The organism is Sphingomonas changbaiensis NBRC 104936, from assembly GCF_000974765.1.
GTDB lineage: Bacteria > Pseudomonadota > Alphaproteobacteria > Sphingomonadales > Sphingomonadaceae > Sphingomonas_B > Sphingomonas_B changbaiensis.
Map to the genome: position 1 here is coordinate 50,104 of NZ_BBWU01000010.1, position 22,795 is coordinate 72,898.

The following is a 22,795-nucleotide window of genomic DNA, read 5'->3' on the forward strand; positions in this document are numbered from 1 at the left end:
ATCGATCTACGCGGGGTTGTTGGATCGCGAGTCCCGAAACGGGACGGGAGTCAGCCGGCGAAGGGAACGCCGAACAGGTCATGCTCGTCGGCGTCCTCGATCAGCACGGGAACGATGTCGCCCGGCTCCAGCCCGCCGGCATCGCGGAGCAGGACGTTGCCGTCGATCTCCGGCGCATCGGCCTGGCTCCGAGCCGTCGCGCCGCCATCCTCGTCCACTTCATCGATGATCACATCAAGCGTGCGGCCGACCTTCGCGGCCAGCCTGGCGGCGCTGATCGCGGCGGTCTTCTCCATGATGCGGGCGTAGCGCTCTTCCTTGACCGCTTCGGGCACCGGATCGGGCAGGGCATTCGCCGCCGCGCCCTCGACCGGCTCGAACCGGAACGCGCCGACGCGGTCGAGCTGAGCTTCGTCCAGCCAGTCGAGCAGGTACTGGAAATCCTCCTCGGTCTCGCCCGGAAAGCCGACGACGAAGCTCGACCGGATCGAAAGGTCCGGCGCGACTGCCCGCCACGCCTTGATTCGCTCCAGCACCTTCGCGTCGTTGGCCGGTCGCTTCATCGCCTTCAGCACCTTCGGCGACGCGTGCTGGAAAGGAATATCGAGATAGGGCGTGACGAGGCCCTCCGCCATCAACGGGATCACCTGCTCGACGTGCGGATACGGATAGACATAGTGGAGCCGCACCCAGGCACCGAGCTTGCCCAGCTCGCGCGCTAGGTCGGTCATGTGCGCCCGGACCGGGGCCCCTTTCCAGTTCCACTCCGCATGGCGCAGGTCGACGCCATAGGCAGACGTGTCCTGGCTGATGACGAGCAGCTCGCGGGTGCCCGCGGCAACCAATTTCTCCGCCTCGCGCAGGATCGCGTCGGGCCGCCGGCTGACCAGGTCGCCGCGCAGCGAGGGGATGATGCAGAAGGCGCAGCGGTGATTGCAGCCCTCGGAAATCTTCAGATAGCTATAGTGGCGCGGCGTGAGCTTCAGCCCGGCCTCCGGCACCAGATCGATGAAGGGTGAGGGGATCGGCGGCGCCGCTTCATGCACCGCGTCCACGACCTGCTCGTACTGATGGGCGCCGGTGACGGCGAGCACGTCCGGGAAGCGGGCGCGGATCACTTCCGCTTCCTTGCCCATGCAGCCGGTGACGATCACGCGGCCGTTTTCGGCAATCGCTTCGCCGATCGCCTCAAGGCTCTCTTCCTTCGCGGAATCGAGGAAGCCGCAGGTATTGACCAGCACCACGTCCGCGCCGGCATAATCGGGCGACATCTGATAGCCGTCGGCGCGCAGCTTGGTCAGAATCCGCTCGGAATCGACCAGGTTCTTCGGACAGCCGAGCGAAACCATGCCCACCTTGGGCGGCGTGGGAAGAGTAGTAGCCATAGGGAAGGCGCGCCACATAGTGCGTATCGGCCCGATTTTCCAGAGGATCAGCGGCTGAGCGATGCGACCTCGGTCGGCGACCAGCCGCCGAATGCCTGGTAGAGCGAGACATAGGCGTTCAGCCGGTCCGCCTCGGCTTGAACCAGTGCCAATTCGGCCGCCAGCAGCCCTCGTTGCGCGTCCAATTGCTCAAGATAAGAGGAATAGCCGGCGCGATAGCGTTCCGAGGCGTTGAACAGCGCGGCCGCAAGCGCATCCCGCTGGCCGGCAAGGGCCTGCGCCTGCTCGCCCGAGCGGAGGACGCCGGCAAGCGCGTCGTCGACTTCGCGGAACGCGTTCAGCGCGGCGCGGCGATAGGCAAAGGCGGCCTGGTCACGCCGCGCCGCTGCGATGTCGGCCTGCGCGCCGAGACGGCCGGCATCGAAGATCGGCGCGAGGATGCTGCCGCCGAGAGAGAACACGCCGACCGGGTTCGACAGCGCCGTCGACAGCAGCAGGCCGGCCGAGCCCGTCAGCGTGATGTTGGGTAACAGCGCGGCGCGCGCGCTGTCGAGCGTCCGGTCGGCCGCGACCAGCGTCTGTTCGGCCTGGAACAGGTCCGGGCGGCGGCGCAGCAGGTTCGCGGGCAAGCCGTCCGGGATCGGCGGTGTGATCAGCTGGTCGAGTGGCAAGCCGCGTGCGATCGCGCCCGGCGTGCCGCCGACCAGCACGCTGAGCGCATTTTCCTGTCGCGCAATCGCGAGCTCCGCCTGCGGGACCAGCTGCTCGGTGGCGCGGTATTCGGCCTCGGCCTGGTGCAGCTCCAGGTTGGACGTGTAGCCCGTTTCCGCACGCCGCCTTGCGATCCGCAGCGCCTCGGCGCGTGCTGCGAGCGTCTGGCGCGCGATCGCCAGTCGCGCGTCGAGCGCGCGAAGCGTGATATAGCCGGTCGCGACGCTGCTGACGATGCCCAGCCGCACCGTGTCGCGCGCCGCCGCGGTCGCGAGCAGTTGGGCGCGGGTCGCGGCATTCGCTTCGCGCAGGCGGCCGAACAGGTCGAGATCGTAGCTGGCCGTCACTGCCGGCTGAGCCCCCGTATTCGTCGTCGGAACCCCGAGCGGATTGAGCGCGCGCGCTTCGCTCGCCGACGCGGTCGCGTTGACGAACGGAAACAGCTGCGCGCGCGACAGCCGTTCCTGCGCCCGTGCTTCCTCGATCCGGGCAGCGGCCGCGCCGAGATCGGGGTTGGCAGCGAGCGCATGGCCGACAAGGCCGGTCAGCACGGGGTCGCCGAACGCCGACCACCAATCGGCGCGGATCGGCGCGCCCGGCCCGAGTTCGGTGCGCCAGGCCGGCGGCGGCGCAACCGCGGTCTCGGGCGGAGCGGCCGGGCGCGGACCGATGCAGCCACTCGCCGTCAGCGCCAGCATCGCGGCCGCCCATTGCTTCCTCATTTTACACGCGGCCCGCTCGACGTATCGACCCGCGCCTCGACCGACATGCCGGGCCTCAGGCGAGCGGCAAGCGGCTGGCCGGGATCGACCGTAATCCGCACCGCGATCCGCTGCGGCACCTTGGTGAAGTTTCCGGTCGCATTGTCCGATTTCAGCACCGCAAACTCGGACCCGGCGGCCGGGGAGATGCGCTCCACCCGCCCGGTCAGCCGCGCGTTCGCGAGCGCATCGACGGTGAAGCTGGCCGGCTGCCCGACGGCCATGCGCGCGGTCTGCGCTTCCTTGAAGTTTGCGATCACCCAGGTGTCGGCCGGGACCAGGAACATCAGCTGCGATCCGGCCGTGACATATTGCCCGTTGCGAACGCCCACTTCGCTGAGACGTCCGGCCTCAGGCGCGCGGACGATTGTGTTGGCAAGGTCGATCTGGGCGAGGCGCCGCGCCGCCTCTGCGCCGGACACGCCGGCTTCCTGGCCGCCGCGGCCGACCTCTACCGTGCGGACATCCTGCACCGCGATCGCGCGCGCGGCCTTGGCCTGCATCACGCCGGCCTCGGCCTGGCGCAGCGCCGCCAGCGTCTGGTCCCGTTCCCGGAGCGAGACGGAACCGTCCCGCACCAGGTCATTGACCCGGTTCATGTCGGCCTGCGCCCGCTGTAGCTGCGCCTGGGCGTTGGCGACGGCAGCCTGCTGCGCCTGAAGGCTGGCCGCGCGCGATCGGGCCGCCTGCTCGCTGTTGGCGAGGGTCGCCTGTTGTCCCGCAACCGTCGCCGCCGCCTGGTCGACGCGCTGGCGATAAATGCGGTCGTCGATCCGGATCAGCGGCTGGCCTGCGCGCACCGTCTCGAAATCGCGGACCAGCACTTGCGTCACATAGCCGCTGACCTGCGGGCTGATCACTGTCGTGCGGCCGCGCACATAGGCATTGTCGGTCGTCTCGAAGTCGGTCGCGAACGGCGGCAGGCGCCACGCCGCCAGCACAGCGCCGATGCCGGCGATTGCAATCAGCACGATCACGATCAGCACGGTTCGCGACGGCTTTGCGGGGCGCCAGCCGGATCCCGCCGGCGGAGCGGTCATTTCCGCGGCGCGTTCGTCGGTGACGGGCGACGCGGTCACAGGAGTGGCAGTGTCGTTCATGTCGAAGCCTGCACCGAAGCGAGCCGGCGCGCGCGATAGTTCCGCCGTATCATGAGGAAGGCGAGATAGGCCGTCGTCAGCGCAGCGAGGATCGCGATCAGCCGGAACGTGTCGTTGAAGGCAAGAACATTGGCCTCGCGCGTCGCGGTCTGCGAGAGGAGCGCGCCGCCTTCCGCTGCCCGCAATGAGGGATCGCCGACCACGCGCCCGACCGCCGCGCCGCCGGCTGCGATCCGCGCGGCCACGATCGGATCGGTCGGCGAGACGGTCTGCACGATCGCCGCGCTGTGCGCTTTCTCGCGCACCACCTGATAGGTGCCGAGCAGCGCCGATCCGCCGAGCCCGCCGATCGCGTTCACGATCCCGAACAGCGCGATGAAGCTGATGATATGCCCGGTCCCCAGTTGCAGTGCGCGGGTCATGCCGAACAGCAGCGACGGACCCAGAAAATAGGTGCCGGCAAAGGCGATCAGCGCCTGCGTCAGATAGAGCTGCGGCGCCCGGGTGAGGCTGGTTGAAAAGGAGTCGGCGAACGCGCCGATCGCGACCAGGCCGATCGACAGCATCACCGCCGGGGTCAGCTTTTCCGGATTGATGGTGATGGCGCTCGCGACGACGCCCGCGATTGAGGCGGCAAGGATGATGATGTAGAGCGTCCCGAATTGATCATTGTTCTGGCCGAGCGCCGTCAGCAGGCCGACCGCGGCATAGGTCTGCTCCGACAGCACGATGCGCGCCATGATCGTCACGATCGTGAAGCGCACGATGTCGGCGCTGCCCAGCCACCTTGTGTTGAGCAGCGGATTGACCCGGTAATGCTCGATCGCGATCGCGGCCGCGAACATCGGGATCGCAGCGACAAGCGCCCAGCCGATCCATTCGGCCTGGGTCCACCAGACGATGCGGCCTTCGCCCAGCACCGCCGCGACCAGCGCCATGCTGCCGCCGAATAGAGCGAAGGTGACGAAATCGAGCGGCTCGAACGCCTTGATCCGCTCCGATGGCGGCAGACGCAGGAAGGTGACGGCGCCCAGCGAGAGCATCGCGAGGCCGAATTCGAACAGATACAGCGTTCGCCATTGCGACATGGCCAGCAGCTCGGGCGAGAACAGGCGTGCAAGCGGGATCGCGCATTGCGGCACCCCGATGCCGACGATGATCGCCTTGATCCGCCAGCGCGCGGGAAAGGCCTGCATCATGTAATAGAGGCCCAGCGACGACAGGGCGGCGCCCGCCATCCCGCTCGCCGCACGCACCGCGACGGCCGACCAGAAATCGCGCACGAACAGATGGGCGAAGGTGAAGAGGGCATAGAGCGCAAGGAAGATGATCGCGAACGGCCTCAGGCCGAATTGCTGGCGGAACTTGATCAGCAGCAGGTTGATCGACGTGTTGGTCATCACATAAGCGATCGGCAGCCACGCGATCTCCGTGGGTTCGAACCCGAGCGAGCCTTGCAGCACGGTCGTGTTGACCGAGATCATCGCGTTGCCGAGGCCGCCGGTGATGCCGACCAGCACGCCGATCGCACCGTACCAGAAGCGGCGGACCGGCGGGTGCTCGGGCGAGCCGGGCGAGCCGGGCAGGGCCGGGCGCTCGTGCGGCGCAAAGGTCCATTCCTCTTCGGCCAGGAAGTTGCGGATGCGCGCGGCGATCATGGCGCGCTGACAATGCACATGCAGCCCGAAAGATCAGTCGGGGCGAAACGATTTTCGCCTGATGCCGATCAGGGTTTGAGCATCGCAATCCCGGCAACCGTCCTGTGCCGGAGAGTCGCGGCATTGACCTGAAGGCGCTTCTTCGCCCACCACCGTCACAAAGCGCGGCTCTTCGATCGCGCCAAACGCCCAGGGGAGCCCATCCATGCGCCGTCGTACCTTCCTCGCCGCCCTGCCTGCCACTGCGCTCGCGTCGCCGCTTCTCGGCCAGCAGCAGCGCGCGACGCCGGCTGGGCCCGGCCAGGGCGGCGCGCCTGCCCCGGAGCAATCGCTGCCCAAGAAATGGCTGGCCGGCGAGCCCCGGTTCGTCCGTCCCGACGTGCAGGCCGGCGACCGACCCTTCGGGGCCAGCTTCGCCTCGCGCTCCGCGGTCTATGGTCTCTCAGGCGCGACGGGCACGGCCCATCCGCTGGCAACGCAGGCCGGCATCGATATCCTGAAGCGCGGCGGCTCGGCCGTCGATGCGGCGGTCGCGATCAATGCCTGCCTGGGTTTTCTGGAGCCGACCTCCAGCGGCATCGGCGGCGACTGCTATGCGATGCTGTGGGATCCGAAACAGGGGAAGGTCGTAGGCATCGCCGGGTCGGGTGAGTCGCCGCGCGCCCTGACGCTCGATATCGTCCGTTCCCGCGCGAAGAACGGCGCGCTGCCGCCGCGCGGGGCGGTGACGGTCTCCGTCCCCGGCGCCGTGGATGCCTGGTGGACGCTCCACCAGCGCCACGGGAAGCTGCCCTGGGCCGAGGTTCTGGCGCCGGCCATCGCGCTGGCCGAGAATGGCGCGCCGGTGCCGGACATCATCGCCTGGTACATTCGCGCCAATCTGGCCGGGTTCGTGGCCCAAGGCTCGGGCGTCGAGGAAACGGCGAACGCCATCCGCACCTATGGCCTCGCCGACGGCAAGGGGCCGAAGCCGGGCAATGTGTTCCGCAACCCCGATCTCGCGCGCACCTACCGGATGATCGCCCAAGGCGGGCGCGACGCCTTCTACAACGGGCCGATCGCCGACACGATCGAGCGCTATTTCAAGCGCATCGGCGGCTGGCTGACGCGCGCCGACATGGCGGCACACCACAGCGAATGGATCGAGCCGAATTCGACCGATTATCGCGGCACCACCGTCTACGCCCTCGGCGCCAACACGCAGGGCATCGCGACGCTGCAGATGCTGAACATGATCGAGCAATTCGACATGGAAGGCGCCGGATTCCAGTCGCCGGAAGCGCTGCACTGGTGCGTCGAGGCGAAGCGCCTCGCCTACGAGGATCGGGCCCGCTACTATGCCGATCCGCATTTTTCCAAGGTGCCGGTCGAGTGGCTGATCTCCAAGGAATATGCCGCCCAGCGCGCCGCGCTGATCCGCCGCGACCGCATTCTCACGCCCGTGTACCCGGGCAAGGCGCCCAGCCACGGCGACACCACCTATTTCTCCACCGCCGACAAGGACGGGATGATGGTGTCGATGATCCAGTCGAACTTCCGCGGCATGGGATCGGGCCTGGTCGCGGACGGCCTTGGCTTCATGTTCCAGGATCGCGGCCAGTTGTTCAGCCTGAAGGACGGCCATCCCAACATCTATGCGCCCGGCAAGCGCCCCTTCCAGACGATCATCCCCGGCTTTGCCGGCAAGGGCGGCCGGCCCTGGATGAGCTTCGGCGTTATGGGCGGCGACATGCAGCCGCAGGGCCAGACGCAGATCATCGTCAACCGGGTCGACTATGGGCTGGAAATCCAGTCGGCCGGCGACAGCCCGCGCTGGCATCACGAAGGATCGTCCCAATCGATGGGCGAGGACGCGCCCGGCTTACCGGCGAGCGGCTTGTTGCGGCTGGAAACAGGCGTGCCGGACCGCACCAAGGCTGCGCTGGCCGATCTTGGCTGGACGATCGGCGAGCCGGACGGCGGCTTCGGCCGATACGAGTGTATCGAGCATCGGATGGACGGCAAGGACCGGGTCTATGCCGCCGCCAGCGAGATGCGCGCGGACGGCTGCGCCCTGGCCTATTGACCGCCCGGCCACCATGTCCGGACAGTGACGCTACGGCATCCGTCGCGACTGTGCCTTAAGCGTCACAATCCCCAGAAAACAGCCGTTTTTTCGGCGGTTGCGCCATTGACCTCATAACGGGTCTTGGCCACGGCAATCTGTGAAGCGCGGCTGCAAGATCGCGCCTGTAGCGAATGTAGCGAAAGGGATGATGCACGAAATGCGTAAGCTTGACCTGCTCGGCGCCACTGCCATTGCTCTGCTGTTTTCCGCTCCCGCTTTGGCCCAGGACGTCGGCAACCCCGCGCCGCAGGGCGCGCCCGAAGCCGGTCCCGCCCCGTCTGCAACCGCGGATGCGGCCGATACCGGCCTCGGCGACATCGTCGTCACCGCCCAGCGCAAGGGCGAGCGCCTGCAGGACGTGCCGATCTCCGTTTCCGCCTTCTCGGGCGACGCGCTGAAGGCGCAGCAGATCAACAATGCGACCCAGCTGCAGCTGAGCCTGCCCAACATCACCTTCACCAAGACGAACTTCACCTCGTCCAGTTTCACGATCCGCGGCATCGGCGACCTTTGCGTCGGCTTCGCCTGCGACACCGCGACCGGCATCCACGTGAACGACATGCCGCTGCTGTCGACGCGCCTGTTCGAGACCGAATATTTCGACCTGGAGCGTGTCGAGGTGCTGCGCGGGCCGCAGGGCACGCTGTTCGGCCGCAACGCGACCTCGGGCGTGGTGAACTTCATCACCGCGCGTCCCAACCTCTCGGCGTTCGGCGCGTCAGGATCGGCCGAATACGGCAATTATAATTCGATCCGCGGCGAAGGCATGATCAACGCGCCGATCACCAACACGATCGGCGTCCGTCTCGCGGGCTATTACCTGAATCGCGACGGGTTCACGCGGAACCTCAATCCGGCCGCGAAGAGCCGGATCGACGATCGTGACATCTATGCGCTGCGCGGCACGATCCGCTGGGAGCCGAGCCCGAACACCACGCTCGACATCATCGGCTATTATTTTCACGAGAACGACAACCGCTCGCGCATTCAGAAGCAACTCTGCCACCGCGACCCGACCGGCATCCTCGGCTGCCAGCCCGATCGTCTTGGCTATGACGTCTCGAACGGCAATGCGACGCTGGCGACGGTGCTGTCTTCGACCGAGTTCTTCCGGATCAACTCGCCTACGCTGGCGCCGTTCGGGCTCGGCAGCGTCTATGGGCCGGACCTGACGTTTGGCGGCCTGACCGTCCCGACCGACCTGCGCACCGTGAACATCGATTTCACGCCGACTTATTATGCCCAGGAATACCACATCATGGGCCGGCTGGAGCAGCAGCTGGGCGATGCGTTCAAGCTGACGCTGACCGGCGGCTATGCCGACAACAAGGTCGATTCCCGGACGGACTACAACCTCGCCACCGACAATGCGCTGACGAACAATCCGGGCCTGCTCGCGCTGGCGTTCGCCTCGCAGGCGCCGGGCTCGCCGTTTGCGAACGTCGCCAAGACGCTGATCCCGAACGGCCCGAACGGCGGCGTCTGCGTGTCGAACATCGATTCAAGCCTGACCGGCGCATTCGGCGGCAACGCGATCAAGTGCGCGCCGGGCAGCACCGACTATGACCGCTCGCAAAGCCACGCGCGGCAATATTCGATCGAAGGCCATGTCGACAGCAATCTCGACGGCCCGTTCAACTTCCTGCTGGGCGGCATCTATGTCGATCAGAAGACGACGCAGGGCAATTATGGCGTCGCCTCGTTCGGCCTCGATTACGCGGCGGGCATCCTTGGCGCTGCACAGACCATCAAACAGCAGACCGGCGATCCCACGGCCACTCCACCTGTCCCTGGAAACCCGGCGTTCCCGAGCTCGTTCCTGGCGCCACCGTTCTTTTTCAACAACACCGACCTGTTCAAGCTCAAGAGCTACGGCCTGTTCGGCGAAGCCTATTTCCAGGCGAGCGATCGGCTGAAGTTCACCGCTGGCCTGCGCTATTCGCATGACCAGAAGTTCGTGCGCGCGCGCAGCCCGATCCTGAGCTTCCTGGTCCCGTACGGCGTGACCGATGCGAACCAGTCGCCGTTCATCGCTGCCTATGACGGCGATCCCGGCCGGCCGGGCAACCAGGCCTTTGCCGAGCGCGAAGTGAGCTTCGGCCGCCTGACCGGCCGCGCGGTGGTCGACTTCAAGGTCACGCCGGACAATCTGATCTACGCAAGCTACTCGCGCGGCTACAAGTCGGGCGGCATCAACCCGCCGATCCCGACCGAGTTCAACGTCTCCGAGACGTTCGCGCCGGAAGCGGTGAACGCGTTCGAGATCGGCACCAAGAACACGTTCGCGAACGGTATGATCCGGCTGAACGCATCCGCCTTCTACTATCAGTACAAGAACCTGCAGCTGAGCCGCATCGTCGCCCGCACGTCGGTGAACGACAACACCGATGCGGACATCTGGGGCGTCGAAGTCGAAGGCGTGCTGCGGCCCGATCCGCGCTGGCTGATCAACCTGTCGGCCAGCTACCTGTACACCTCGATCAAGGACAAGTTCCTGGTCGATTCCCGCGACGTGTCCGGCGGCCGTTCCGATGCGGTGATCATCAAGGACATCACCAACGCCTCGAACTGCGTGGTGACCGGCCCGAACGCGGCGCTGGCCAATGCCTATGTGAATGCGTTCAACTCGGGCGTGGGGCTGAAGCCGACGGTCGCGGTGCCGGGCACGAACACCACGGGCGCGTACAGCATCTGCACCGTGCTGGCCTCGACCGCGGCGAACCCGCCCTCAGCCCTGCGCGCGGCCTTCGGTGTGCCGGCCGGCCCGCTGCCGTTCAGCGTGTCCGACGGCATTCCGGTCAATATCGGCGGCAACAAGCTGCCGAACGCGCCGACCTTCAAGGCTTCGGCCGGCGTTCAGTACACGGCCGACCTGCCCGGCGGCCTGACGCTGATCCCGCGTGCGGACCTGACCTTCACCGGGGAACAGTATAGCCGCAGCTTCAACGACCCGATCGACCGGATCCCCAGCTTCACCCAAGCCAATGCGCAGATTCAGCTCAATGGCCGGGACGATCGCTGGTTCGTCCGCGCGTTCATCTCGAACATCTTCGATTCGAACTCGATCACCGGTCAGTATGTGACAGACCAGTCGTCGGGCCTGTTCACGAACATCTTCACGCTGGAACCGCGCCGCTACGGCATTGCCGCCGGCTTCAAGTTCTGACACTGGCGCCGGGGCGGCGGTTTCGCTGCCGCTCCGAGCCTATCGATCGTAAGTAGGGGGAATGCGATCGGGTCCTTGTGTTGCGTTGGATTGGACCGATCGAATGAGACGCGATTATTTCGGCGACCTGGCCGCGTTCGCCGCGGTTGCCGACGAACGGAGCTTCACGCGGGCTGCGGCACAGCTCGGCCTGTCAGTGGCGGCGCTGAGCCGCACGATTCAGGCGCTGGAAGATCGGCTGGGCGCTCCCTTGCTGACCCGCACCACCCGCAGCGTCGCGCTGACGCCGGCAGGAGAGCGGCTGCGGAGCCTCGGGCCCGATCTCGACGCGCTGGAGGAGAAGCTTTCCGGTCTGGCAGGCGCGGATGAAGAGATTGCGGGCAAGGTCCGGATCGCGGCGCCCCGGCACGCGACGACGGCGCTCTGGCCGGCCTTGAACAGGTTGCTCGCCGACCACCCGGGCATCGAACTCGATCTGTTGCCACCCGGCGACGAAGCCGATGCAACGGTCCGGCTCGGCGAGCAGGTCGAACGCGGCATCGCTGCGATCCGGATCGGCCCCGACCTCCGCATGGCGCTGGTCGCCTCGCCCGGCTTTCTCGCCGCCCGCCAGCTTCCCGCCACGCCGCATGAGCTGGCCGACTATCCCGCCATCGTCTGGCGCGACGCGCCGCTCTGGCAGCTCGAGCGAAGCACGATCCGGCCAGCCGCGCGGCTGACGGTCGCAGATCCGGAGCTGGCTCTGCGCGCTGCGCTCGACGGCGTCGGCTTCGCTTATCTGTTCGAGGATCTGGCCGCCCCGCATATCGCGGCCGGCCGCCTGACGCGGGTGCGGCGGGAATGGAGCGCGTCCGTGCCGGGCTATCACTTGCACCATGCGCGCGGCGTCGCCTCGCCGGCATTGACCGCTGTCGTGGACGCGCTGCGCTTCCACCCCGAACGCGACAATGTGCGCCGGCTCACGCTCGATAGCGGAGCGCGTCGACCAGCAGCGTGAAGGCCGGCGTCGGCTGTCGCCGGCTGGGATAATAAAGGTGGTAGCCGGCGAACGGCGCGCACCAATCCTCCAGCACGCGGACCAGGCTGCTGTCGGCGAGACCAGGCGTGACCTGATCCTCCAGCACGCAGGCAAGGCCGAGGCCGCTGCGGGCGGCGTCGAGGATCAGCGAGACGTCGTTGGACGTGAACTGGCCGTCGACTCGCACGCGGAGTTCGCGGCCGTCCTTCTCGAACTCCCAGGCGTAGAGGCCGCCAAAGCTTTCCAGCCGCAGGTTGATGCAGACATGATCGGCAAGGTCCTGCGGCGTGCGCGGGATCGGGCGTTGTGCGAAATAGCCGGGCGATCCGACCACCGCGAGCCGCAGGTCCGGCCCGATCCGCACGGCGATCATGTCTTTGGCCAGATGCTCGCCCAGCCGAACGCCGGCGTCGAACCGCTGGGCAACGATGTCGGTCAGGCCGGCGTCGACGCTCACTTCCACCTTCAAATCCGGGTAGCGCGGCAACAGGCGCGCGAGGGCAGGGAAGACCAGCCCCCGCGCCGCGTTCTCGGACGCGACCAGCCGCACGGTGCCGGCGGGCTTGTCGCGCAGCTCGCTGAGGCCAGCCAATTCTGCGCCGATCTCGTCGAGCGCCGGGCGAAGGGTCCGGAGCAGCCGCTCCCCGGCATCGGTCGGTGCGACCCGCCGCGTCGTCCGCATCAGCAGCCGCACGCCAAGCCGCTCCTCCAGCCGCCGCACCGTATGGCTGAGCGCCGATTGCGACGTGCCCAGCCTTGCCGCCGCGCGCGTGAAGCTCTGTTCCTCGGCCACGGCCAGGAACGCGTTGAGATCGCTTAAATCCTCTCGTTGCATTCATGAACCTCGCAGATAAGTCCATGCCGATTATAGCGACTAATCGCGCGCGCGGGCAGGACCTACATGGGCGGCGATCCCAGAAAGCCGAGGAGTCGTCCCATGAAGATCATCCGCAACGGATCGCAGCCGTCCGCCTATGGCCCGGCCGCATGGTTCACCGGCACCGTCCGCATCGATTCCCCGTTCCAGAGCGCCGAACCCGCACGCGTCGCCGGCGCGTTCGTCACGTTCGAGCCTGGTGCGCGCAGCGCCTGGCACACGCACCCGCTCGGCCAGACGCTGATCGTCACGGCCGGCACCGGCTGGACGCAGTGCGACGGCGAGCCGGTCGTCGAGATCCGCGCCGGCGACATCATCTGGTGCCCGCCCGGCCACAAGCACTGGCACGGCGCCACGCCCACCACGGCGATGACGCACATCGCCATTCAGGAAGCGCTCGACGGCAAGGTCGTCGAGTGGATGGAGAAAGTGACCGACGAGGAATATCTCGCCGGCCCCGCTCCCGAGCAGATCAACTGAAAACAAGAGGGAAAGCATGACCACTCAAGCCTATGGCAACACCGCCGCCGACCAGCCGCTCGGCCCGCTGCAGATCGAGCGGCGCGAGCCCGGCCCGCGCGACGTTGCGATCGACATCCTGTTCTGCGGCGTCTGCCATTCGGACCTTCACACCGCCCGCGGCGAATGGGACGGAACTCTCTACCCGTGCGTGCCGGGCCACGAGATCGTCGGGCGCGTGACCGCGGTCGGCGGCGAGGTCGACCGGTTCAAGGTGGGCGACGTGGTCGGCGTCGGCTGCATGGTCGACAGCTGCGGCACCTGTCCGTCGTGCCACGACGGCGAGGAGCAATATTGCACCGGCTCCGGCTTCGTCGGCACCTATAATGGCGAGGACGCGCATCTCGGCGGCCACACCTTCGGCGGCTATTCGAAGCATGTCGTCGTCGATCAGGACTTCGTGCTGCGCATCGGCCATGACGAAAAGGACCTGGCCGCGGTCGCGCCTCTGCTGTGCGCCGGCATCACCACTTACTCGCCGCTCCGCCACTGGAAGGTCGGGCCTGGGCAGAAAGTCGGCGTCGTCGGGCTCGGCGGGCTCGGCCATATGGGCGTGAAGATCGCCGCCGCGATGGGCGCGGACGTGACCGTGTTCACGACATCGCCCGACAAGCGCGAGGATGCGCTGAAGCTGGGCGCCAAGGACGTGATCGTCTCGCGCGATCCCGACGCCATGAAGGCGGCCGAAGGTCAGTTCGATTTCATCCTGAACACGGTCGCAGCCCCGCTCGACCTCGATCCCTATCTCGCCGCCTTGAAGCGGGACGGGACGATGGTGCTGGTCGGCGTGCCCGCCGATCCGCACAAGTCGCCGGACGTCGGCAACCTGATCTTTCGCCGCCGCGCGCTCGCCGGCTCGTTGATCGGCGGCATCCGCGAGACGCAGGAAATGCTCGATTTCTGCCATGAGCACGGCCTGACCGCGGATATCGAGATGATCCGGATGGATGAGATCAACACCGCCTATGACCGCATGGTCAAAAGCGATGTGAAATATCGCTTCGTGATCGACATGGCCTCGCTCTAGCCCGCTGTCAGAATCGTGGTGCACCGGCGGCAGGTCTGGTATCCTCCGTTCCAGGAACGGAGGTGAAGATGCTGCTGGTCACCACGATGCTTCTGCTCGCCGCTGCCGATCCGAACGCCGCCACGGGCGCGCAGCCGGAGCCCAAGGAAAAGCTCATCTGCCGTCGCGAGGTGCCGATCGGCTCCCTGATCGCCAGCCGAAAAATCTGCCTGACCAAGAGCCAGTGGGACAAGCGCGCTACGGACGGCAACGAAGCGGCTCGCAAGATGGTCTACGAGAATATGGGCACCTGCCTGAACCCGGCCGGCTGCAACGGGCCGGGGCAGTAGTCGATTACCGCGAGGTATTCAGGGCCACGGCGGCGCGGACGAGCGCCTTCAACGCGTCTTCGTCGATCGCATCGCCTTCGCGCAAGTCGATCGCGCGCCGGGTATTGCCCTCAAGGCTGGAATTGAACAGCCCGGCGGGGTCGTCCAGCGAGGCGCCCTTGGCGAAGGTCATCTTCACGACACTCTTGTAGGTCTCGCCGGTGCAGATGATGCCGGCGTGCGACCAGACCGGGACGCCGCGCCACTTCCATTCCTCGACCACGTCGGGGTCGGCCTCCTTCACCATTGCCCGCACCCGCGCAAGTGTCTCGCCCCGCCAATCGTCCAGCTCGTCGATCCGGTTATCGATCAACTGCGAAGGCGACGAGCCCCCATTTTCCACCACCTGTGCCGATTGTCCGCTTGCTTTGCCGGCCACCCGCCACTCTCCTATCGCCTCGCCGCTGAGCGACACGGTGGCAGCTCGATCGGATAACCGCAATCCGCCAGACGCTCTGTCGCGTCAGTCGCCCGATCGAACAGCCTGGCGGCCGCGCTCATGCTCGCCGACATCGGTCCACCAGCTCGGCAGATCGGAGCGTGCGCGCATGGCCGGCGACCACAGCCGTCCCGCCTCGTGCGCATCGAGCAGGCGCTGGAACCGCGCCTCGGCCAGCGGCTCCGTCAGCGCGAAGCCGATCATCGTGCGGCGTACCCAGATCACTTCGGCGGCGGGGATCAGGGTTTCCTCGAACTGGACGAAGACGATGTCGCCGATATTGAGCGGCCCGTCGATGAGTCCGGACAGTCCTGCAACCGAGACGTCCTTCAGCCGAAGCGTGAGGCGTTCGGCGAGCCGGGCTTCCCCGACCTGATCCCAGCGCGGAAAAAGAAAGACCTCCGCTCCGGTGAACGCGTGCCGCTCGTGCTTTCGCCTTTCGGTCTTCTGATAGGCGGGAACCCCGCTCAGCTGCTGCATGTTCGATCGACCCAGCCGGTTAGCCTGTCATTACGCGCTCATTTCCGGAAAGTCTTTGCGGCAAGATAGTTTACGGGCCGTAACTATAGGCCGATCGGATCGCATCCATGCTGGCGGCGTGGGTCAGGTCGAGCTGGAGCGGGGTCACCGACACATAGCCGTCCGCGACAGCCTCGATATCCGTGTCGTGCCCCGGCGTCTGGACCATCGGCCTCAGCCCGAACCAGAAATAATCATAGCCGCGCGGGTCGGTGCGCTGGTCGATGCGCGCGCGGCCATAGTCGTGAAAGCCCTGGCGGACGACGCGGATGCCCTTCACCTGGTCGCTGGGCAGCGCCGGAAAGTTGACGTTGACCAGTGTCCGCGGCGCGAATTCCGTCTCGATCAGCGGCCGCAGCACGCGTTCGCCCCAGCCGATTGCGGCATCGAACGGCACCGTGTCGCCCATGCCTTCGCGCGCGTAGACCTGGCTCAGCGCGATCGCGCGCACGCCGGCCAGCGCGCCTTCCATCGCGGCCGAGACCGTGCCCGAATAGGTGACGTCGTCCGCCAGGTTCGCGCCACGATTGACGCCTGAAAGCACCAGGTCCGGTTTCAGCTCGCGCATCAGGTGGCCGACCGCCATCATCACGCTGTCGGTCGGCGTGCCCGTCACGCAGAAGCGCCGCTCGTCAAGCTTGCGCAACCGGATCGGCCGGCTGAGCGTCAGCGAATGGCCGGCGCCCGATTGTTCCTCCGCGGGGGCCACGACCCACAGATCGTCCGAGAATGCCCGCGCAAGCTGCTCGAGCACTTTCAACCCGCCCGCATTCACGCCGTCGTCATTGGTCAACAGGATGCGCACCAGGCCGCCGCTCCGCCATTGCCGGGAAGCGCCGGCCGGAACGCCGACGCTAGCTCGCGTTAGCCGGGCGTCCCTTCGACCGCAATCGCCGCCGTATCGTGACGCCTGCCGTCCCGAAGCCGGCGAGCATCATCATCCAGGTGGCGGGTTCGGGCACGGTGACCGGTCCCAGGCCGGCGACCGAAATGCCGCCCAGATAATCGTCTCCGAACGGAGAGAAGAAAATGTCGGTGGACGGCGGATTGGCGTCGAAGGACGGACTCGCCCCACCGCGGCCGCTGACGTTGATGAAACCGGCGCGGCCGCCCTCCGCCTCGCCCACGATCAGCGTGTTGCTGGTGCCGTCGGTCGTGAAGCCGAGCGTCACGCCGCCTTTATAGTCGGCGCCGAACGGCGTGAACGAGATCTTGTGGTCAAGGTTGGCGAGGTCGAACACGAAAACCGAGCCGTCGCCCTCCGTCGCCTTGCTGACGAACAGGGCGTCGCTGCCCTGAAACTGGCCGGCGGTGAAGAACAGTCCGCCCTTGAAGTCGCTGCCGAAGGGATCGAAGCTGCCGATCCCACGGCCGCTTCTGCCGTCGAAGATCTTGAGCTCGCCGCCGCCCGGCCCGGTGCCGACGATCAGCTCGGCCACACCGTCGCCGGTGACGTCGCCGGCCGCGACGCGCACGCCGCCTTTGAACCCTTCATCGAACGCGTCGAAGCTGTGGGTGATGCTGCCCTTGTGATCGAAGACGCGCACCAGCGGTTCGCTGCCCTGGCCCGCGCCCGTGACGATATCGGCGAACCCGTCGCCATTGACATCGCCCGCGGCGACAAAGATGCCGCCCTTATAATCGCCGCCGAACGGCTCGATCTTCAGATGCTGCTTCAGGCCATTGCCGTCGAAAGCGAGGACCAGCGGGCCGCTCGCATGTCCGGCGACGATATCCGCGCGGCCGTCGCCGTTGACGTCGCCGGCCGCCACCCATGCACCGCCCTTCAGATCGCCGAACGGCTGCAGGGACGCATGAAAGCTGCCGCCGGCATCGTAGAGCTTGATCTGGGCCGGGCTGGCATCGGACAGCGTCGCGAACGCGGCGCCCGCCACCTTGTGACCATGATCCGTGTTGACGGCCGCCTGGGCCGGGATTGCGGCCATGCTGGCGGCCGCGAACGACACGACAAACTGATTGCTCATCATCCACCCCCGTGGCTGTCGTGCGTTAACCATTATCACGAACGACCGGGGCAAGCGAGGGAGCGGTCAGGCAGGCGTGAGCGTCTCCAGCCCGCCCATATAGGGGATCAGCGCTGCCGGAATGCGGACTGAGCCGTCGCTTTCCTGATAATTTTCAAGCACTGCGACCAGCGTGCGGCCGACGGCGAGGGCCGAGCCGTTCAGCGTGTGGACGAACTCCGGCTTGCCGCCTTCGCGACGAAAACGCGCATTCATGCGACGAGCCTGGAAGTCGCCGCAGTTCGAGCAGCTCGAAATTTCCCGGTAGCGGGCCTGGCCGGGCAGCCAGACTTCGAGGTCATAGGTCTTGCGCGCCCCAAAGCCCATGTCGCCGGCGCAAAGCAGCATGCGGCGATAGGGGAGGTCCAAGGCTTCGAGGATCGATTCGGCGGCGCGAGTCATGCGTTCATGCTCGCCCTCGGACGCCTCTGGCGGGACGACCGAGACGAGCTCGCACTTCTCGAACTGGTGCTGCCGGATCAGCCCCTTGGTGTCGCGGCCGGCCGAGCCTGCCTCGGAGCGGAAGCAGGGTGTGAGGGCGGTGAAGCGGAGGGGCAGGGCCTCCTCGCTCACGATCTGGTCGAGGACGAGGCTGGTCAGGCTGACTTCAGCGGTCGGGATCAGCCAGCGGCCGTCGGTGGTCTGGAACGAATCCTCGGCGAATTTGGGCAATTTGTCGGTGCCGTACATGGCGGCGTCGCGCACGAGCAGCGGCGGGTTGACCTCGGTATAGCCCCATTCGGCGACGTTGCGGTCGAGCATGAACTGGCCGATCGCGCGGTTGAGGCGGGCAAGGCCGCCCTTCAGCACGGCGAAGCGCGCGCCTGCGATGGCTGCGGCGCTTTCGAAATCCAGCCCCAGCGGGCCGGCAAACTCCGGATGCTCGGGAAAATCGCCCTCGGGAAGCTCGCCCCATATTTTAAGCTGGACGTTGTCGGCCTCATCGCGACCGGCGGGCACATCGGGCGCCGGCAGGTTGGGAATGACGGCCAGGTTCGCTTCGAGCGCCGTGTCGGCTTCGCGCGCGGCATCTTCCAGCGCGGGAATGCGCTCCTTCAGCGTCGCCACTTCGGCCATCAGCGCGGCGGCCTCATCCTCGTGCTTCTGGGCCTTGGCGGCGCCGATCGCCTTCGACGCCTCGTTGCGGCGGGCGAGCGCGGTCTGCAGCTCGGTCTGCGCGGCGCGGCGGCGCTCGTCGAGAGCGACGAGGACGGCCGCGACCGGCTCCAGCCCGCGGCGGGCGAGCGCGGCGTCAAAGCCTTCGGGATCGTCGCGGATCAGGCGGATGTCGTGCATGCGCGCGGCCTATGGCGGGGTGGGCGAGGGCGCGCAACCCTCGCCCGGCGCGGGGCGTTCAATGGAAAACGGACGAGGAGGGTTCCCATGCAAATCCCGCACGACGGCTATGTGCTGGTCGCCGATGGCCAGAAAATGCTGTTCTTCAGAAACGAAGGCGATGCGGCCTATCCCAACCTCGAAGTGGTCAGCGCCACCGAGCAACAGAATGCGAAGACCGCGGACCAGGGCACCGACGAGCCGGGACGATCGGCAGCGGGCGTTGCCGCCCGTTATTCGGCCAACACCGCAAAAGCCGGTCGCAGCGCCTATTCGGAAACCGACTTCCACAAGCTGGAGGAGCAACGCTTCGCGGAGGACGCGGCCGAGATGCTGAAGCGGCGCGCGCTCGCGAACGAGTTCGAAAGCCTGCTGATCGTCGCCCCGCCGACGACGCTGGGCGAGCTCCGCCGCCATTATCACAGCGAGGTCGAGCGCCGGCTGGTCGGCGAAATTCCGAAGGATCTGACCAATCACCCGGTCGATCAGATCGAGAAAATCATCTCCGAATCCTGATCGTCTCAGAGCCGTTCAGAAAAGTTCCCGCAATTTGCGCCAAGCCGAAAGCGGATGCGACGAAATGAAAGTCGCTTCCGATTCCGCAGCTTGTGCAGACTATTGCTCCGGATTATAGGCGCCGTCGGGGCAAAGGGGCGCGGACCCCGCAGCATAGTTGGGCCGCGACGATGGAGCGGAGACGATTATGGCGACGGCGTTGAGTAGCGTTGAGGCGGCCGGCAAACTGCCGACGCCCGTCAATGACGATGAATATCGGCCCAGTGCCGACGAACCGTTCATGAATGCGCGGCAGCTGGAATATTTCCGCCGCAAGCTCATCAACTGGAAAGAGCAGATCCTGCTGGAAGCGCAGGGCACGCTTGTGCAGCTGCAGACCGAATCGCTGCGCGAACCGGACGTGACCGATCGCGCATCGAGCGAGACCGACTGGTCGATCGAGCTGCGCACGCGCGACAGGCAGCGCAAGCTGATCGCCAAGATCGATGCCGCTCTCAGGCGGATCGAGGAAGGCGAATATGGCTATTGCGAAGTGAGCGGCGAGCCGATCTCGCTGGCTCGCCTCGAGGCGCGGCCGATCGCGACGATGACGGTCGAGGCGCAGGAGCGGCACGAGCGCAACGAAAAGGTGTCGCGCGACGAATAGTTGCGGGCAATCTTTACCGGTTGTCGACCATTCGGGGATTATCGGGCTGCAAGGATAGAGATCATGCAGCCCACCCCGGAAAAAACCAGCCCGCCCGCCGACGCGCAGGAACGCACGTCGGGACGTACCAACTTCTTTTTGAGCACGAACCTGTCGTTCCAGGACCGGTCGCCGCTCACCGCGCGCGTGCGCAACCTCTCAGGCGGCGGCATGATGGTCGAACTGGCCGAGGAACCCGTTGTCGAGCTGGCGCGCGGCGAACGGCTGATCGCGGAGCTCCGCAACATCGGGCGGGTCAAAGGCGAGATCGCCTGGATCCGCGGCCGGCGATTCGGCATCAAATTCGATCGCGAGATCGATCCCGAGGCGGCGCGCCAGCCGGTCGTCATCGGCGAAGGCACGCCTGACTACGTCAAGCCGGTGCTGCTGCCGAACCGGTCGCTCAAATATGTCGAGGGTCTGAAGGGCTGGTAGGGCGCCTGCCCCTGGGCAGGCGCCGCTGGTCCGCTGCGCCGCTTAGGTGCGGGCCATTTCGTCCTTCAGTCTGAGCTTTTGCTTCTTCATCGTGGCGAGCGCCGAGGGATCCGGCGCAGGTCGTTGTAGTTCGCTGACAATTCGAGCTTCGAGCCCGGCGTGCTTGGCCTGAAGAGATGCCAGATGCACATTGTCCATTGCGGAACACTCCTTTCGTTCGCCGATGGGGGAGTGAGTAAAACACACAGGGCCCGAGTCTGTCTCGCGCTTTATCGGCCATTGCGACGAAGCGAACGGTGCGAAGGGCCGCTTGAGCGCCGGCGCGATCCTGATAGTCTGCGCGGCCATGGGGATCAGCGACGAAGAGATTGCACGACGGCTGACGGTGCTCCGGATCGAGCATCGCGACCTCGACGACTCGATCACGGCCCTGCTGGGCAGTCCGCACCTCGACCAGCTTCAGCTGGCGCGGCTGAAGCGCCGCAAGCTGAAGCTGAAGGACGAGATCGCGCTGCTCCAGGATCAGCTCATCCCGGACATCATCGCCTGACGGCGCTGATCCAAAGCGGGACTCGGTTTACCTCTTTGTGCCGTTTTCGCCGCCTGGCGGCCGTGGCAGTATGATGCCGATGCAGATGGATGGCGCCCGGAAGAAAATGACCGCGCGGCTGGTCGATAGCCTCTATACCGAGGCGATGCTGCTCGCCGACGAAGCGCGGAGCTATTTCGACGAGCTCGGGCGCCCGGAACGGGATGCGCTCGGCCCGATGGAGCGCGTCGCCTTCTCGTGCGAATCGCTGAAAGTGACGACCCGGCTGATGCACGTGATCGCCTGGCTGCTGACCCGCAAGGGCATCGCCGCCGGTGAGATCGGGGAGGAGGAGGCAAGCGCCGACTCGCGTCGGGTCGGCGAGGCCGCGGACAGCGATCCGGCCGCGATCGCAGCCATGCCCGCCGGCGCCCGCGCGATCGTCGAGGCCAGCATCGATCTCTACGCCCGCGTCGCGCGGATCGACCGTGACATGGTCGACCCCGAACCCGACAGCCCCGCGCTCGGCCTGCTGAGGCGAATCGAGCGGGCGCTTTAGGAACTCCTCCCCGGAACGGGGAGGAGTTGTTCTACTTCACTTTCGCCGCCAATTCCGCCTTGGCCGCGCGATATTCCTGCTCCAGCCGGTCCACGCGGTCGGCGACCGTTTCCACCGCGCGCACGGCGCCGATGCCCTGGCCGGAGCCCCAGATGTCGCGCCAGGCCTTCTTCGCCTGGTTGGCGCCGCCGCCGAAATTCATCGTCTTGTAGTCGCCCTGCGGCAGATTGTCGGGATCGAGCCCTGAGGCTTCGATCGACTGGCGCAGATAATTGCCTTTCACGCCGGTGAAGAGGTCGGAATAGACGATGTCCGCCGCCCGGCCCTCAACGATGCCCTGCTTGTAGGAGTCCTCCGCATTCGCCTCGACCGTCGCGATGAACGGCGAGCCGATATAGGCGAGGTCCGCACCCATCGCCTGGGCACCGAGCACCGACCGTCCGGTCGCGATCGCGCCCGACAGCGCGACCGGGCCGTCGAACCATTCGCGGATTTCGGAGACCAGCGCGAACGGGGAGATCGTGCCGGCATGGCCGCCGGCGCCGGCCGCAACCGGGATCAGTCCGTCCGCGCCTTTCTCGATCGCCTTGCGGGCGAACCGGTCGTTGATCACGTCGTGCAGCGTAATGCCGCCCCAGGCGTGCACCGCCTGGTTCAAATCCTCGCGCGCGCCCAGCGAGGTGATCACGATCGGTACCTGCCATTTGGCGCAGGTCTCGACGTCCTGTTCCAGCCGGTCGTTCGACTTGTGCACGATCTGGTTGACCGCGAACGGCGCCGCCGGGCGATCGGGGTGCTTGCGGTTATGCTCCGCCAGCTCCTCGGTGATCCGGTGCAGCCATTCGTCGAGCAGCGACTGCGGCCGCGCGTTCAGCGCCGGGAACGCGCCGACGATCCCGGCCTTGCACTGGGCAATGACCAGATCGGGACCGGAGACGATGAACAGGGGCGAGCCGATGATCGGCAGGCGCAGGCGGTCGAACAGCGGCGGCAGGCTCATGCAACCGGTTTCATACCGAAACGAAAGGGTGTGTCTAGAACTCCTCCCCGGAACGGG

At 66.7% G+C, this 22,795-nt stretch carries 23 protein-coding genes; 11 read left to right on the forward strand and 12 right to left on the reverse strand.

The annotated features are described in order from the left end of the window. Positions 1–50: 50 nt before the first annotated feature. Genes rimO through SCH01S_RS01995 form a run of 4 tightly spaced genes read right to left on the reverse strand, consistent with a single transcriptional unit; the run spans position 51 to position 5,615 of the window. On the reverse strand, positions 51–1,385 hold the full coding sequence (gene rimO / locus SCH01S_RS01980; RefSeq protein ID WP_046347096.1) for a 30S ribosomal protein S12 methylthiotransferase RimO: 1,335 nt from the start codon (positions 1,383–1,385) through the stop codon (positions 51–53). Between the two features lie 47 nt (positions 1,386–1,432). Beyond that, a complete protein-coding gene (locus SCH01S_RS01985) occupies positions 1,433–2,818 on the reverse strand; it encodes an efflux transporter outer membrane subunit (protein WP_046347097.1) in 1,386 nt (461 codons plus the stop codon). Continuing rightward, positions 2,815–3,957, reverse strand: a complete 1,143-nt coding sequence (locus SCH01S_RS01990) for an HlyD family secretion protein (protein ID WP_046347098.1) — start codon at positions 3,955–3,957, stop codon at positions 2,815–2,817. Before SCH01S_RS01990 ends, SCH01S_RS01985 begins: the two co-directional genes overlap by 4 nt. Beyond that, on the reverse strand, positions 3,954–5,615 hold the full coding sequence (locus SCH01S_RS01995) for an MFS transporter (RefSeq protein ID WP_046347099.1): 1,662 nt from the start codon (positions 5,613–5,615) through the stop codon (positions 3,954–3,956). The genes SCH01S_RS01990 and SCH01S_RS01995 overlap by 4 nt, the downstream gene beginning before the upstream one ends. A 205-nt stretch (positions 5,616–5,820) precedes the next feature. Between SCH01S_RS01995 and SCH01S_RS02000 the strand changes: the two genes are divergently transcribed. The 3 genes from SCH01S_RS02000 (at position 5,821) to SCH01S_RS02010 (ending at position 11,885) form a co-directional block, all read left to right on the forward strand. After that, a complete protein-coding gene (locus SCH01S_RS02000) occupies positions 5,821–7,680 on the forward strand; it encodes a gamma-glutamyltransferase family protein (protein WP_046347100.1) in 1,860 nt (619 codons plus the stop codon). A gap of 199 nt (positions 7,681–7,879) precedes the next feature. Continuing rightward, complete coding sequence (locus tag SCH01S_RS02005; protein ID WP_046347125.1) at positions 7,880–10,888, forward strand: TonB-dependent receptor; 3,009 nt, start codon at positions 7,880–7,882, stop codon at positions 10,886–10,888. Between the two features lie 103 nt (positions 10,889–10,991). Then, on the forward strand, positions 10,992–11,885 hold the full coding sequence (locus SCH01S_RS02010) for a LysR family transcriptional regulator (RefSeq protein WP_046347101.1): 894 nt from the start codon (positions 10,992–10,994) through the stop codon (positions 11,883–11,885). On the opposite strand, the gene SCH01S_RS02015 is transcribed toward SCH01S_RS02010, so the two are convergent. Further along, complete coding sequence (locus tag SCH01S_RS02015; RefSeq protein WP_046347102.1) at positions 11,848–12,741, reverse strand: LysR family transcriptional regulator; 894 nt, start codon at positions 12,739–12,741, stop codon at positions 11,848–11,850. The two genes, SCH01S_RS02010 and SCH01S_RS02015, sit on opposite strands and share 38 nt — an antisense overlap. A gap of 102 nt (positions 12,742–12,843) precedes the next feature. Between SCH01S_RS02015 and SCH01S_RS02020 the strand changes: the two genes are divergently transcribed. From SCH01S_RS02020 to SCH01S_RS02030, 3 genes are all read left to right on the forward strand, one after another. Continuing rightward, positions 12,844–13,263: a (R)-mandelonitrile lyase gene (locus SCH01S_RS02020; protein ID WP_046347103.1), complete on the forward strand. Its 420-nt coding sequence runs from the start codon at positions 12,844–12,846 to the stop codon at positions 13,261–13,263. A 16-nt stretch (positions 13,264–13,279) separates the two neighbouring features. Continuing rightward, positions 13,280–14,329 carry an NAD(P)-dependent alcohol dehydrogenase gene (locus SCH01S_RS02025; protein ID WP_046347104.1) on the forward strand — a complete coding sequence of 350 codons (1,050 nt, stop codon included), beginning with the start codon at positions 13,280–13,282 and terminating at the stop codon, positions 14,327–14,329. Between the two features lie 68 nt (positions 14,330–14,397). Next, positions 14,398–14,658, forward strand: a complete 261-nt coding sequence (locus SCH01S_RS02030) for a hypothetical protein (protein WP_157032768.1) — start codon at positions 14,398–14,400, stop codon at positions 14,656–14,658. Between the two features lie 4 nt (positions 14,659–14,662). Here the strand turns inward: SCH01S_RS02030 and SCH01S_RS02035 are convergent, their stop codons facing one another. The 5 genes from SCH01S_RS02035 to serS form a co-directional block, all read right to left on the reverse strand. Then, positions 14,663–15,076, reverse strand: a complete 414-nt coding sequence (locus SCH01S_RS02035; protein ID WP_046347126.1) for a DUF1801 domain-containing protein — start codon at positions 15,074–15,076, stop codon at positions 14,663–14,665. Between the two features lie 84 nt (positions 15,077–15,160). Continuing rightward, a complete protein-coding gene (locus SCH01S_RS02040; RefSeq protein ID WP_046347106.1) occupies positions 15,161–15,616 on the reverse strand; it encodes a PilZ domain-containing protein in 456 nt (151 codons plus the stop codon). Positions 15,617–15,686: 70 nt separating this feature from the next. Next, on the reverse strand, positions 15,687–16,460 hold the full coding sequence (surE, locus tag SCH01S_RS02045; RefSeq protein ID WP_046347107.1) for a 5'/3'-nucleotidase SurE: 774 nt from the start codon (positions 16,458–16,460) through the stop codon (positions 15,687–15,689). 49 nt (positions 16,461–16,509) lie between these two features. Next, entirely contained in the window at positions 16,510–17,643 is a 1,134-nt protein-coding gene (locus SCH01S_RS02050; RefSeq protein ID WP_046347108.1) for an FG-GAP-like repeat-containing protein, read from the reverse strand. 63 nt (positions 17,644–17,706) lie between these two features. Then, positions 17,707–18,975, reverse strand: a complete 1,269-nt coding sequence (serS, locus tag SCH01S_RS02055) for a serine--tRNA ligase (protein WP_046347109.1) — start codon at positions 18,973–18,975, stop codon at positions 17,707–17,709. Positions 18,976–19,062: 87 nt separating this feature from the next. Between serS and SCH01S_RS02060 the strand changes: the two genes are divergently transcribed. From SCH01S_RS02060 to SCH01S_RS02070, 3 genes are all read left to right on the forward strand, one after another. Beyond that, the gene (locus SCH01S_RS02060) at positions 19,063–19,530 is read left to right on the forward strand and encodes a host attachment family protein (RefSeq protein ID WP_046347110.1); all 468 of its coding nucleotides are present in this window, start codon (positions 19,063–19,065) and stop codon (positions 19,528–19,530) included. Positions 19,531–19,717: 187 nt separating this feature from the next. Next, positions 19,718–20,176 (forward strand): RNA polymerase-binding protein DksA, encoded by a 459-nt coding sequence (dksA, locus tag SCH01S_RS02065; protein WP_046347111.1) that lies wholly within the window; start codon positions 19,718–19,720, stop codon positions 20,174–20,176. Positions 20,177–20,239: 63 nt separating this feature from the next. Next, complete coding sequence (locus SCH01S_RS02070) at positions 20,240–20,650, forward strand: PilZ domain-containing protein (protein WP_046347112.1); 411 nt, start codon at positions 20,240–20,242, stop codon at positions 20,648–20,650. Positions 20,651–20,692: 42 nt separating this feature from the next. Here SCH01S_RS02070 and SCH01S_RS16005 read toward each other — a convergent pair whose 3' ends face one another. Next, positions 20,693–20,848, reverse strand: a complete 156-nt coding sequence (locus SCH01S_RS16005) for a YdcH family protein (protein WP_084689356.1) — start codon at positions 20,846–20,848, stop codon at positions 20,693–20,695. 154 nt (positions 20,849–21,002) lie between these two features. Between SCH01S_RS16005 and SCH01S_RS02080 the strand changes: the two genes are divergently transcribed. Together SCH01S_RS02080 and SCH01S_RS02085 are read left to right on the forward strand one after the other, a co-directional pair. Continuing rightward, complete coding sequence (locus SCH01S_RS02080) at positions 21,003–21,200, forward strand: YdcH family protein (RefSeq protein WP_046347127.1); 198 nt, start codon at positions 21,003–21,005, stop codon at positions 21,198–21,200. Between the two features lie 70 nt (positions 21,201–21,270). Next, a complete protein-coding gene (locus tag SCH01S_RS02085; RefSeq protein ID WP_046347114.1) occupies positions 21,271–21,738 on the forward strand; it encodes a DUF1465 family protein in 468 nt (155 codons plus the stop codon). A gap of 31 nt (positions 21,739–21,769) precedes the next feature. On the opposite strand, the gene SCH01S_RS02090 is transcribed toward SCH01S_RS02085, so the two are convergent. Beyond that, a complete protein-coding gene (locus SCH01S_RS02090) occupies positions 21,770–22,738 on the reverse strand; it encodes an NAD(P)H-dependent flavin oxidoreductase (protein ID WP_046347115.1) in 969 nt (322 codons plus the stop codon). Positions 22,739–22,795: the final 57 nt, after the last annotated feature.